Here is a 12,471-nt window from a genome sequence, read left to right on the forward strand (position 1 = left end):
CGGGCGCAAGATTACCAGCAGCCGGTGACATGAAAGCAATCTGATATCGTGTTTTTTTCGACAACTGAAACGGTATTGCCACCGGTTCGCCGGCAAGCCGGCCCCCACGGGCTTCGGTAGGAGCCGGCTTGCCGGCGAACCGGTCCACCCACGCACGGTCGAAACGTCGAATGCGCAGAGCCAGGCGCCACGGCGCTATACTCGCCGCTGAATTTCACTTTCGGACTACAAGGACTCGCCCATGAAAGCGTTCGGCAAAATCCTGGGGCTGGGGCTTCTCGGGTTGTTGCTGATCATCGTGGCGCTGGGCTTCGCCCTGAGCCACCTCTTCGATCCCAACGACTACAAAGACGAAATCCGCCAGTTGGCCCGTGACAAGGCCCACGTCGAGCTGACCCTCAACGGCGACATCGGCTGGAGCCTGTTCCCCTGGCTGGGCCTGGAGCTGCACGAGGCGAGCATCGCCACGTTGAACAACCCCAAGGTGCCATTCGCCGACCTGCAGATGCTCGGCCTTTCGGTGCGCGTGCTGCCCCTGCTGCGCCGCGAAGTGCAGATGAGCGACGTGCGCGTCGAGGGCCTGAACCTGACCCTCACCCGCGACGCCAACGGCCATGGCAACTGGGAGGACATCGGCAAGCCGCTGCCCGACCCGGCCGTGGCCAGCGCGCCAGCCGCCACGCCAGGTGAAGTGCCAGCCAGCGAAGCGGCCAAGCCTGCTGCCAGCGAGCGCGCGGTCAAGCTCGACATCGACAGCCTGACCGTGAACAACGCCCGGGTGCAGTACACCGACGAGAAAGCCGGCCAGAGCTACAGCGCCGAAAGCATCCAGCTGAGCACCGGGCCGGTGCACGAAGGCGCGAACATCCCGCTCAAGGCCAGCGCCTTCCTCAGCGCCAGCCAGCCGAACCTCAAGGCACGCACCGAGCTGACCGGCGAGCTGCGCTTCGATCGCAAGCTCAAGCGCTACAACCTCGAGGACATGCGCCTGTCCGGCGAGACTTCGGGCGAACCGCTGGCCGGCAAGACCATGACCTTTGCGGCGCAAGGCCAGGTGCTGGTCGACCTGGCCGCCAACGTCGCCTCGTGGAGCGGCCTGAAGGTCTCGGCCAACCAGCTGCGCGCCCTTGGCGAGCTGAACCTGCGCGACCTGGACAAGGCGCCGCAGGTCAGCGGTGGCCTGTCCATCGCCCAGTTCGACCTGCGCACCTTCCTCGATGGCATCGGCCACCCGCTGCCGGCCACCGCCGACCCTGCCGCGTTCAAGAAGCTCGAGCTGGTCACCCGCCTGGAAGGCACGCCGAACAGCCTGGCCCTGGAAGACCTGGCGGTGAAACTGGACGACAGCACCTTCAGCGGCCGCGTGGCCGTGGAAGACTTCGCCAAGCAGGCCCTGCGCGTGCGCCTGAAGGGCGATACCTTCGACGCCGACCGCTACCTGCCGGCCAAGAGCGAACAGGCCAAGGGCGCCAGCGCCGCGCGCCAGGCCGAAGTCAAGCAACAGGAGGCCACGGCGGTGGCCGGCGCCGGCTCCACGCCGCTGCCCAACGCCCCGACCCAGGTCGCCTGGAGCACCGACAAGCTGCTGCCGGTCGACCGCCTGCGCGCCCTCGACCTGCAAGCCGAGCTGTCGTTCGGCGCCCTTACCCTGGACAAGCTGCCGATCAGCGACGCCCAGCTCAGCGCCAGCGGCCAGGGCGGCCTGCTGACCCTGCAGGCCCTGCGCGGCGGCCTGTACAACGGCACCTTCGAGGCCAAGGGCAACGTCGATGTGCGCCCGGCCGTGCCGCAGATCGGCATCAACACCAAGATCAACCGCGTGCCGGTGGAGCACTTCATCAAGCGCGAAGGCCCGGACCAGGCCCCGCCGGTCAAGGGCCTGCTGACCTTGAACAGCGACCTCACCGCCACCGGCAACAGCCAGAAGGCCCTGGTCGACACCCTCAACGGCAACGCCAGCTTCACCATCAACGATGGCGTGCTGGTCAACGCCAACCTGGAGCAGCAACTGTGCCAGGCCATCGCCACCCTCAACCGCAAGCAACTGAGCGGTGAGCCGCGCGGCAAGGACACGCCGTTCCAGGAACTGCGCGGCAGCCTGGTGATCCGCAACGGCGTGGCCAGCAACCCGGACCTCAAGGCGCGCATCCCAGGCCTGACCGTCAACGGCCACGGCGACCTCGACCTGCGTGTGCTGGGCATGGACTACAACGTCGGCGTGGTCGTCGAAGGCGACCAGCGCGCCATGCCCGACCCGGCCTGCCAGGTCAACGAGCGCTATGTCGGCGTCGAAGTGCCGCTGCGCTGCCGCGGCCCGCTGGAGCTCGGTGCCAAGGCCTGCCGCCTGGACCAGGACGGCCTGGGCAAGGTGGCCGCCAAGCTGGCCGGCAACCGCCTGAAAGACAAGATCGACCAGAAGCTTGAAGAAAAACTCGGCGACAAGGTCAGCCCGGAACTCAAGGACGCGCTCAAGGGGCTGTTCAAACGATGAGCCCACAGCAGTTCTCCAGCGCCGTGCTGGACTGGTACGACCAGCACGGCCGGCATGACCTGCCCTGGCAACAGGGCATCACCCCGTATCGGGTGTGGGTCTCCGAAATCATGCTGCAGCAGACGCAAGTCAGCACCGTGCTCAACTACTTCGACCGCTTCATGCAGGCCCTGCCCACCGTGCAGGCGCTGGCCGAGGCGCCCGAGGACGAGGTGCTGCACCTGTGGACGGGCCTGGGCTACTACACCCGCGCGCGCAACCTGCAGAAGGCCGCGAAGATCGTCGTCGAGCAGCATGGCGGCGAGTTCCCGCGCAGCGTCGAGCAGCTCACCGAGCTGCCCGGCATCGGCCGCTCCACCGCCGGGGCCATCGCCAGCATCAGCATGGGCATTCGCGCGCCGATCCTCGACGGCAACGTCAAGCGCGTACTGGCCCGTTTCACCGCCCAGGCCGGCTACCCCGGTGAGCCGAAGGTGGCCAACCAGCTGTGGGCAACCGCCGAGCGCTTCACGCCGATGACCCGGGTCAACCACTTCACCCAGGCGATGATGGACATGGGCGCCACGCTGTGCACCCGCAGCAAGCCCAGTTGCCTGATCTGCCCGTTGCAGCGCGGCTGCGAAGCCCACCTGCACGGCGAAGAGACCCGCTACCCCGAGCCCAAGCCACGCAAGGCCCTGCCCCAGCGCAAGACCCTGATGCCGCTGCTGAGCAACCACGAAGGCGCGATCCTGCTCTACCGCCGGCCCTCCACCGGCCTGTGGGGCGGCTTGTGGAGCCTGCCGGAGCTGGACAGCCTGGAACAGCTCGACGACCTCGCCTACCAGCACGGCCTGAGCCTGGCCGGCCGCCAGGCCCTGGAGGGGCTGACCCACACCTTCAGCCATTTCCAGCTGGCCATCGAGCCGTGGCTGGTGCGTGTCGAGCCCGTCGGCGCGCACGTGGCCGAGCCCGACTGGCTCTGGTATAACCTCGCCACCCCGCCGCGCCTGGGCCTCGCTGCCCCGGTCAAGAAGCTGCTGCAACGCGCGGCCGACGAACTGATTGCAGGAGAGAAGCCATGACCCGCACCGTGAAGTGCCGCAAGTACAACGAAGAACTCCCAGGCCTGGACCGCCCACCCTACCCGGGCGCCAAGGGCCAAGACATCTTCGAGCACATCTCGCAGAAGGCCTGGAAGGAGTGGCAGGACCACCAGACCATGCTGATCAACGAGAAGCGCCTGAACATGATGAACGCCGAGGACCGCAAGTTCATCCAGGCCGAGATGGACAAGTTCTTCGCCGGCGAGGACTACGCCCAGGCCGAAGGCTACGTTCCGCCTTCGAATTGAGCCCGGAAAACGTAAGCGACGGAATTAATTTAAATTTTTTCGAAAAAGTCGTTGACGACCCGTTCGGAAATCTATTTAATGCACCTCGTCGCCCAGATAGCTCAGTCGGTAGAGCAGAGGATTGAAAATCCTCGTGTCGGCGGTTCGACTCCGTCTCTGGGCACCACCTTCAGCTTCTGGTGGTTGCAAAGTTACCCGAAGCGACACAAAAAACCCGCCTAGTGCGGTTTTTTTGTTGCCTGCGATTTCTTGTCTCACGTTCCTTCACGCCCGGTTGATCGACATCAAAAAGCCACCCGCCCTGTGCTCATAGGATGGCAGGTGGACATTCGAACGACCCCGCAAGGACCTCCATGAGCGAAGAATCCGCCACCCTCCTCCTGCCAGCGCCTGCCGAGGCCGGCAGCAGCGCCAAGCCCATCCCTCGCACCCGTCGCCCGCGCCAGCGCAAGCCTGCCGCCAGCGCCGCCGCGCCAGAGACCATCACCCAGGTCAGCCAGCAGCCCGCCGCCCTGGAAGTGGCCAACGCGCGCAAGGGCAGCAGCGAGGACAGCACCTCGGCGCGCCTGCCGGCCAGCTACCCGTACCGCACGCGCATGCGCCGCCAGGACTACGAGAAGGCCAAGCACGACCTGCAGATCGAGCTGCTCAAGGTGCAGAACTGGGTGAAGGAAACCGGCCAGCGCATCGTCGTGCTGTTCGAGGGCCGCGATGCCGCGGGCAAGGGCGGCACCATCAAGCGCTTCATGGAACACCTGAACCCGCGCGGCGCGCGCATCGTGGCGCTGGAGAAACCTTCCGAGCAGGAAAAGGGCCAGTGGTACTTCCAGCGCTACATCCAGCACCTGCCCACCGCCGGTGAAATGGTGTTCTTCGACCGCTCCTGGTACAACCGCGCCGGGGTCGAGAAGGTGATGGACTTCTGCTCGCCGCTGCAATACCTGGAGTTCATGCGCCAGGCGCCGGACCTCGAACGCATGCTGTGCAACAGCGGCATCCTGCTGTTCAAGTTCTGGTTCTCGGTGAACCGCGAAGAGCAACTGCGCCGTTTCATCTCCCGCCGCGACGACCCGCTCAAGCACTGGAAGCTCTCGCCCATCGACATCAAGTCGCTGGACAAGTGGGAGGACTACACCGCCGCCAAGGAAGCCATGTTCTTCCACACCGACACCGCCGATGCGCCGTGGACGGTGATCAAGTCGGACGACAAGAAGCGCGCGCGGATCAACTGCATCCGCCACTTCCTGCATTCGCTGGATTATCCGGGCAAGGACCACAGCGTGGCGCATGCGCCGGATGCGTTGCTGGTTGGCCGGGCTTCGCGGGGGTTCGAGGAGGATGAGCCGGCGGTGCTGGTCAGTTAAGCCCCTGGGGCTGCTGCGCAGCCCTTTCGCGACACAAGGCCGCTCCTACAGAGGTTACGCGATCGCCTGTAGCAGCGGCCTTGCGCCCCCGGCGATCTCGAATCCCCCTTGGGTTTCCCGGGCAACTACGCTTCAATACGCGCCTTTACCGACACCCCAAGGACCTGCCGCCCATGGCCACCAACAGCAAACAACAGAAACGCGCCAAGCGCGCCGCCACCAAGGCCAAGCAAAACCGCATGGTGCGCAGCGGCCAGGCGGTCAAGAGCAGCGCCGGTGACAGCGCCAGCGTCGAGCAGGTGTTCAACAAAGCCATGGAGTCGGGCAGCTACAACAGCCTGTTCGACAAGATGAAGGAAGCCCAGGAAAACGGCCTGGTGCCGATGATCTCGGTGTTCCTGGTCGACCCGCTGCTGGCCTTGGTGCTCAAGGGCCACAAGGAAGAACACGCCACCGACTACATCGTCATGGTGTTCACCGCCTACCGCAAATGGCTCGACGGCACCGACGAGGACGCGACCATGGCCTGGCTGGAGAGCGACGAGTTCCAGGACGCCTACGTTACCGCCTCGGAAGTCGTGGCCAAGCAGCAGCAACAGCAGAAGCAGTTCGGCTGACCTTCCGGGCCCTGTTCGCCGGCAAGCCGGCTCCTACACACGCCCCTCGTAGGAGCCGGCTTGCCGGCGAACAGGGCCCGCCCAGGCAAACAAAAAGGCCGCGCCCCTCACAGGACGCGGCCTTTTCATTCAACCCGCAGATCAGCTATCCAGCGCCACCCGCGCGGCAACGCCACGCTTGCGATGCACCAGCAAGCCGGCAGCGACCACGCCGATGCTGAGAATGGCCGTGGCGATGATCTCGGCACGGTGATCCTCACGCAGGGCCATCACCACCAGCACGGCGACGATGAAGGCGATGGTCGCCCAGGTCAGGCCCGGGAACATCCACATCTTGAACGAGATCTTCTCGCCCTTGGCTTCACGCTGGGCGCGCATGCGCAGTTGCGACACGGCGATCACCAGGTACACCAGCAGGGCGATGGCGCCAGAGCTGGCCAGCAGGAACTCGAACACCTCGGCCGGGGCCAGGAAGTTGGCGAACACGCACAGGAAGGCCGCGGCGGTGGACAACAGCACCGCCCAGTGCGGGGTGCCCGCCTTGGTAGTGCGCTGGGCGATGGCCGGGGCGTCGCCACGCTTGCTCAGGGAGAACAGCATGCGCGAGGAGGTGTACAGCGCCGAATTCAGGCAGCTGGTCACGGCGATCAGCACGACGATGTCGACGATCAGCTTGGCATTCGGCACGCCGATCAGGCTGAGCACAGTCTGGTAGGAGCCTTTTTCCGCCAGGGTCGGGTCGTTCCACGGCACCATGGCCACCACCAGGAAGATCGACACCAGGTAGAACAGGCAGATACGCCAGATCACCGAGTTGGTGGCACGGCTGATCTGCTTGCCCGGGTCTTTCGATTCGGCGGCGGCGATGGTGACGATCTCGGTGCCCATGAACGAGAACATGGTGGTCAGCATGGCGGCCAGCACGGCGCCCAGGCCATTGGGCATGAAGCCCTGGGTGTCGAACAGGTGGCTGATGCCGCTGACCTGGCTGCTCGGCACCATGCCGAACATGGCCGCGCAACCGACGACGATGAAGCCGATGATCGCCAGCACCTTGAGCAGGGCGAACCAGAACTCGAACTCACCGTAGTTCTTCACGCTGAACAGGTTGGTGATGGTCAGCGCCAAGGTAATGACCAGGGAGAACGCCCACAGGTCCACCGAGGGGAACCAGGCATGCAGAATGGCCGCGGCGGCGTTGGCTTCGAGCGGGATCACCAGGACCCAGAACCACCAGTACAGCCAGCCGATGGTGAAACCGGCCCAGCGCCCGATGGCGCGGTCGGCGTAGGTGGAGAACGAACCGGTGTCCGGCGAGGCGACGGCCATTTCACCGAGCATGCGCATGACCAGCACCACCAGGGTACCGGCGGCGGCGTAGGCCAGCAGCACGGCAGGGCCGGCGGCAGCGATGGCGTGGCCGGAGCCGACGAACAGACCGGCACCGATCACACCGGCAATGGACAGCATGGTCACATGCCGTTGCTTGAGCCCCTGAGCGAGGTCATTGGAATTGTTACCGCTCATAAAACTACCTTTGCAAGGAGGTGGACTACACGAATGACTGCCAGCACGCCCGGGGTGAGAATGGCAGCGCTGCATTCAGTGTTTTCCAGACGGCAATAACCGGGCCAGGCGACAATCGCTTTCGTCTGAAATGCTTCAGCGACCAATAACGGCGCGGCTTGCAGGGCATAGTGCCAAGGCCTGGCCGAAAGGCCATCAAAACGCCGTGCCAAGTGCAGATTACTGAAATACTCACTTACAAACGCAGCAAAGGCGCTCCCCGGTAACACCTTTGCCCAAATGATGAGCAGAAAAAGAGCAACCCAACGGCGCAACCCCGCCCCAGGATAACGGGCAAAGCAGTACCACCCGGCCAAAAACGGCTTCCCAGAGCGGGCCAAAACTGGCACCATCGCGCCTTTTTTCATCAAGGCTCCGGTGCTGGGCAAACGCCCCTGCGGACATCCTGGCGACAGTCCACTGCAGCGATGCGACAAACTGTCCCACCAGCGACCAGAGCCCCTCGCGACCCCGTTGGCCGTCGTTGCGCCGCTATGCTAGCGTGGCGCTCGCCAGGAAGGCCGCCAACAGCTGGGAACGCACCCGTATACATGAGGACCGCACATGGCCCAGGCCACGCCCGCGCTGGAAATCCGCAACCTGCACAAACGCTATGGCGAGCAGGAAATTCTCAAGGGCATTTCGCTGACCGCGCGCGACGGTGACGTGATTTCCATCCTGGGGTCGTCCGGCTCCGGCAAGTCCACCCTGCTGCGCTGCATCAACCTGCTGGAGAACCCGCACCAGGGCGAGATCCTCGTCGCCGGCGAGGCGCTCAAGCTCAAGGCGCAGAAAAACGGCGACCTGATCGCCGCCGACAACCGCCAGATCAACCGCCTGCGCAGCGAGATCGGCTTCGTCTTCCAGAACTTCAACCTGTGGCCGCACATGTCGATCCTCGACAACATCATCGAGGCGCCACGCCGCGTGCTCGGCCAGAGCAAGGCCGAGGCCATCGAGCAGGCCGAGGCCCTGCTGAACAAGGTCGGCATCTTCGACAAGCGCCACAGCTACCCCGCACAGCTTTCCGGCGGCCAGCAACAGCGCGCCGCCATCGCCCGTACCCTGGCCATGAAGCCCAAGGTCATCCTGTTCGACGAGCCAACCTCGGCGCTCGATCCGGAAATGGTCCAGGAAGTGCTTAACGTCATCCGCGCACTGGCCGAAGAAGGCCGTACCATGCTGCTGGTGACGCACGAGATGAACTTTGCCCGCCAGGTGTCCAGCGAAGTGGTCTTCCTGCACCAGGGCCTGGTCGAAGAGCAGGGATCGCCGCAACAGGTCTTCGAAAACCCGACCTCGGCGCGTTGCAAGCAATTCATGTCCAGCCACCGCTAACGGAGCAACACGAATGCAGACCTACAAGAAATTCCTCCTGGCCGCTGCCGCCACCCTGGTGTTCTCGGCCAATGCCATGGCAGCCGAAAAGCTGAAAATGGGCATCGAGGCGGCTTACCCGCCGTTCAACAACAAAGATGCCAGCGGCCAGGTGGTCGGCTTCGACAAGGACATCGGCGACGCCCTGTGCGCCAAGATGAAGGTCGAATGCGAAGTGGCCGTCTCCGACTGGGACGGCATCATCCCGGCACTGAACGCCAAGAAGTCCGATTTCATCATCTCCTCGCTGTCGATCACCGACGAGCGCAAGCAGGCCGTTGACTTCACCGACCCCTACTACTCGAACAAGCAGCAGTTCATCGCGCCGAAAAACGTCGACTTCAAGACCGACCGCGCCTCGCTCAAGGGCAAGACCATCGGCACCCAGCGCGCCACCCAGGCGGCTACCTGGCTGGACGACAACGGCGGCATGGACGGCGAGTTCAAGGTCAACCTGTATGACGGCCAGGAAAATGCCTACCTCGACCTCACCTCCGGTCGCGTCGATGCCATCCTCGCCGACAAGTACGCCAACTACGACTGGCTGAAATCCGAAGCCGGCAAGAACTACGAGTTCAAAGGCGAGCCGGTGAACGAGAGCGACAAGGTCGGCATCGCGGTACGCAAGGGCGACAACGAGCTGCGCAACAAGCTCAATGCTGCGCTGAAGGAAATCGTCGCTGACGGTACCTACAAGAAGATCAACGACAAGTATTTCCCGTTCAGCATCTATTGATTCGCCCCGACAGGCATCGCCGCCCTGGTGATGCCTGTCCCTTGAACAAACTTACCCATGAATATCGACCTGCACGGATTCGGCCCGGCCATGATGGCCGGCACCCTGATGACCGTAAAACTGGCGCTCTGCGCCTTGCTGCTGGGGCTGGTCCTGGGCCTGCTCGGCGCCCTGGCCAAGACCTCGTCGGTCAAGCCGCTGCAATGGCTTGGCGGCTTCTATTCCACGCTGGTGCGCGGCGTACCTGAACTGCTCTGGGTGCTGCTCATCTATTTCGGCACCGTCGGGCTGATGAACAGCCTGGGCGAAGCCCTGAACATGCCAGGCCTGGAGCTCAGCGCCTTCGCCGCCGGCGTTATCGCCCTGGGCCTGTGCTTCGGCGCCTACGCCACGGAAGTATTCCGTGGCGCGATCCTGGCCATCCCCAAGGGCCACCGCGAAGCGGGGCTGGCCCTGGGCCTGTCCAAGGGCCGCATCCTGTCGCGGATCATCCTGCCGCAGATGTGGCGCGTGGCCCTGCCGGGCCTGGGCAACCTGTTCATGATCCTGATGAAGGACACCGCGCTGGTGTCGGTGATCGGCCTGGAAGAAATCATGCGCCACGCGCAGATCGGCGTGACCGTGACCAAGGAACCGTTCACCTTCTACGCCGTGGCCGCCTGTATCTACCTGGGCCTGACGGTGATTGCCATGACCGGCATGCATTTCCTGGAAAAGCGCGCCGCTCGCGGCTTCGTGAGGGCTGAGTAAATGAACTGGGAAGTCATCATCAAGTGGCTGCCACGCCTGGCCCAGGGCGCGACCCTGACCCTGGAACTGGTGGCCATCGCCGTCATCGCCGGGCTGATCCTGGCCATCCCGCTGGGTATCGCCCGCTCCTCGCGCCACTGGTACGTTCGCGCCCTGCCCTACGGCTACATCTTCTTCTTCCGCGGCACGCCGCTGCTGGTGCAGCTGTTTTTGGTGTACTACGGCCTGGCACAGTTCGACCTGGTCCGCGACAGCTCGCTGTGGCCGTACCTGCGCGACCCGTTCTGGTGCACGGTGCTGACCATGACCCTGCACACCGCCGCCTACATCGCCGAGATCCTACGTGGCGCGCTGCAGGCGATCCCCAAGGGTGAGATCGAGGCGGCCCGGGCACTGGGCATGTCGCGCGCCAAGACGCTGTTCTACATCATGCTGCCGCGCGCCGCGCGCATCGGCCTGCCGGCCTACAGCAACGAAGTGATCCTGATGCTCAAGGCCAGCGCCCTGGCCAGTACCGTGACGCTGCTGGAACTGACCGGCATGGCCCGCACCATCATCGCGCGCACCTACCTGCCGGTGGAGATCTTCTTCGCCGCGGGCGTGTTCTACCTGGTGATCTCGTTCGGCCTGGTCCAGGGCTTCAAGCTGCTGGAGCGCTGGTTGCGCGTGGATGCCTGCCAGGGGCGATAAGTAAGACAGTGAACCCGGGGCCGCTGCGCGCCCCATCGCGACACAAGGCCGCTGCTACAGGCAGGACGCAATGCCCTGTAGGAGCGGCCTTGTGTCGCGATGGAGCGCACAGCGCTCCCTCTCGATAGCGCCGCGGTGCCCCATGCAAACCATCCCCCATCTCCAAGGCCAGCAGCTCATCGAGCGCTTCCAAGCCCTCGACCACTTCCTGACCCAGCACCAGCACCTATGGCGCCCGCGGCCCTTCACCCAGCCACGCCTGGAGTGGGAAACCCAACACCCCGAACTCGCCACCTGGCTACGCAACCGTACCCTGGAGCAAGCCGAAGCCGCCCAGCAACACCTTGAGCAACTGCCGGCCCCGGCCCCCTTCGCGCAATTAGCCGCCCAGGCCTTGCAGTTATCCAGCGTCGGCGAACTGCCCGACGCCGGCCTGCACCCGGCCGGCCACCGCCTGGACGTCAACGTCCCTGGCCGCAAGTGGCAACAGATCGAAGCCTTCACCCGACGCCTGGCCTTCAGCCAGCCGAGCAGCCACTGGCTCGACTGGTGCTCGGGCAAAGGCCACCTGGGCCGCCGCCTGCTGCAACCCGGCCAGCAACTGACCTGCCTGGAGTACGACGGCGCACTGGTCGCCGCCGGCCAGGCCCTGAGCGACCACCACCACCTGCCCGCTCGCCATCTGCGCCAGGACGTGCTGGCAGCCGACAGCGCGCAGCACCTGGATCACGACAAAAGCGCGGTGGCCCTGCATGCCTGCGGCGACTTGCATGTGCGCCTGCTGCAACTGGCCAGCCAGCAAGGCTGCCGGCAAGTGGCGATCGCCCCGTGCTGCTACAACCGCATCCAGGGCAGCAGCTACCAGGCGCTGTCCACCGCCGCCCGGCACTCGTCGCTGCACTTGTCGCAAACCGACCTGGGGCTACCGTTGAACGAAGCGGTCACCTCCAGCGCCCGGGTGCGCCGCCAGCGCGATGCCTCCATGGCCCGTCGCCTGGGCTTCGACCTGTTGCAACGCGAGCAGCGCGGGGTGGACGACTACCTGTCGACCCCCTCCCTGGCCATCAGCTGGCTGGAAAAACCCTTCGCCCAGTACTGCCGTGACCTGGCAGGCCTGCGCCAGGTGGCCATCAGCGGCGAACCCGACTGGACGGCCCTGGAAGCCGCCGGCTGGCAGCGCCTGGCCGCCGTGCGCAACCTGGAGCTGGTGCGCAACCTGTTCCGCCGCCCGCTGGAAATGTGGCTGGTGCTGGACCGTGCCCTGTATCTCCAGGAGCAAGGCTACGCAGTGCGCCTCGGGACCTTCTGCGACTACCCGCTGACCCCGCGCAACCTGCTGCTGCTGGGCGAGCGCGACGGATCGCCGCAGAACCCTTGAAAACCTGTGGATAAGTCTGTGAACAAGCTTGTGATGAAAATCACGAAATCTTCGATCCCAGGGCTATTTGCGCCGCTTTGCTTATTCCGATGACGTCCTGAAAACCAGGAAAAACAGGCCTTTGCGCAAAGACCGGTGGTTACACCGGTCGGCATGCCTTTCGCGCAAC

12 protein-coding genes and 1 tRNA gene are annotated in these 12,471 nt (G+C 64.8%); 11 read left to right on the forward strand and 2 right to left on the reverse strand.

The genetic code is table 11. The annotated features are described in order from the left end of the window. Positions 1–241: 241 nt before the first annotated feature. The 6 genes from KSS95_RS01510 to KSS95_RS01535 all read left to right on the forward strand — a co-directional run bounded on the left by KSS95_RS01510 (position 242) and on the right by KSS95_RS01535 (position 5,805). The gene (locus tag KSS95_RS01510) at positions 242–2,491 is read left to right on the forward strand and encodes an AsmA family protein (protein ID WP_217851016.1); all 2,250 of its coding nucleotides are present in this window, start codon (positions 242–244) and stop codon (positions 2,489–2,491) included. Beyond that, positions 2,488–3,555, forward strand: coding sequence for an A/G-specific adenine glycosylase (mutY, locus tag KSS95_RS01515; protein WP_217851018.1), 1,068 nt, complete (start codon positions 2,488–2,490; stop codon positions 3,553–3,555). Before KSS95_RS01510 ends, mutY begins: the two co-directional genes overlap by 4 nt. After that, positions 3,552–3,824, forward strand: coding sequence for an oxidative damage protection protein (locus KSS95_RS01520; RefSeq protein WP_011536185.1), 273 nt, complete (start codon positions 3,552–3,554; stop codon positions 3,822–3,824). The genes mutY and KSS95_RS01520 overlap by 4 nt, the downstream gene beginning before the upstream one ends. 90 nt (positions 3,825–3,914) lie before the next feature. Next, positions 3,915–3,990 (forward strand) — tRNA-Phe (locus KSS95_RS01525). A 187-nt stretch (positions 3,991–4,177) separates the two neighbouring features. Beyond that, positions 4,178–5,188, forward strand: coding sequence for a polyphosphate kinase 2 (gene ppk2, locus KSS95_RS01530; RefSeq protein ID WP_225935550.1), 1,011 nt, complete (start codon positions 4,178–4,180; stop codon positions 5,186–5,188). A gap of 173 nt (positions 5,189–5,361) precedes the next feature. After that, positions 5,362–5,805 (forward strand): hypothetical protein, encoded by a 444-nt coding sequence (locus tag KSS95_RS01535; protein WP_217851020.1) that lies wholly within the window; start codon positions 5,362–5,364, stop codon positions 5,803–5,805. 141 nt (positions 5,806–5,946) lie between these two features. On the opposite strand, the gene gabP is transcribed toward KSS95_RS01535, so the two are convergent. Both gabP and KSS95_RS01545 read right to left on the reverse strand, forming a co-directional pair. Beyond that, positions 5,947–7,332, reverse strand: a complete 1,386-nt coding sequence (gene gabP / locus KSS95_RS01540; RefSeq protein ID WP_217851022.1) for a GABA permease — start codon at positions 7,330–7,332, stop codon at positions 5,947–5,949. Then, entirely contained in the window at positions 7,329–7,739 is a 411-nt protein-coding gene (locus KSS95_RS01545) for a hypothetical protein (RefSeq protein WP_217851025.1), read from the reverse strand. Before KSS95_RS01545 ends, gabP begins: the two co-directional genes overlap by 4 nt. A gap of 196 nt (positions 7,740–7,935) precedes the next feature. On the opposite strand from KSS95_RS01545, the gene KSS95_RS01550 reads away from it, so the two are divergent. From KSS95_RS01550 to KSS95_RS01570, 5 genes are all read left to right on the forward strand, one after another. Further along, the gene (locus KSS95_RS01550) at positions 7,936–8,709 is read left to right on the forward strand and encodes an ABC transporter ATP-binding protein (protein WP_217851027.1); all 774 of its coding nucleotides are present in this window, start codon (positions 7,936–7,938) and stop codon (positions 8,707–8,709) included. 13 nt (positions 8,710–8,722) lie between these two features. Beyond that, positions 8,723–9,484 (forward strand): ABC transporter substrate-binding protein, encoded by a 762-nt coding sequence (locus tag KSS95_RS01555; RefSeq protein WP_217851029.1) that lies wholly within the window; start codon positions 8,723–8,725, stop codon positions 9,482–9,484. Between the two features lie 57 nt (positions 9,485–9,541). Continuing rightward, the gene (locus KSS95_RS01560; RefSeq protein WP_134689923.1) at positions 9,542–10,234 is read left to right on the forward strand and encodes an ABC transporter permease; all 693 of its coding nucleotides are present in this window, start codon (positions 9,542–9,544) and stop codon (positions 10,232–10,234) included. Continuing rightward, complete coding sequence (locus KSS95_RS01565) at positions 10,235–10,924, forward strand: ABC transporter permease (protein ID WP_134689924.1); 690 nt, start codon at positions 10,235–10,237, stop codon at positions 10,922–10,924. It begins immediately after the preceding gene. Positions 10,925–11,066: 142 nt separating this feature from the next. After that, positions 11,067–12,302 carry a methyltransferase gene (locus tag KSS95_RS01570; protein WP_217851031.1) on the forward strand — a complete coding sequence of 412 codons (1,236 nt, stop codon included), beginning with the start codon at positions 11,067–11,069 and terminating at the stop codon, positions 12,300–12,302. The last annotated feature ends 169 nt before the right edge of the window (positions 12,303–12,471 follow it).

Origin of the sequence: Pseudomonas muyukensis (genome assembly GCF_019139535.1) — a bacterium.
GTDB lineage: Bacteria > Pseudomonadota > Gammaproteobacteria > Pseudomonadales > Pseudomonadaceae > Aquipseudomonas > Aquipseudomonas muyukensis.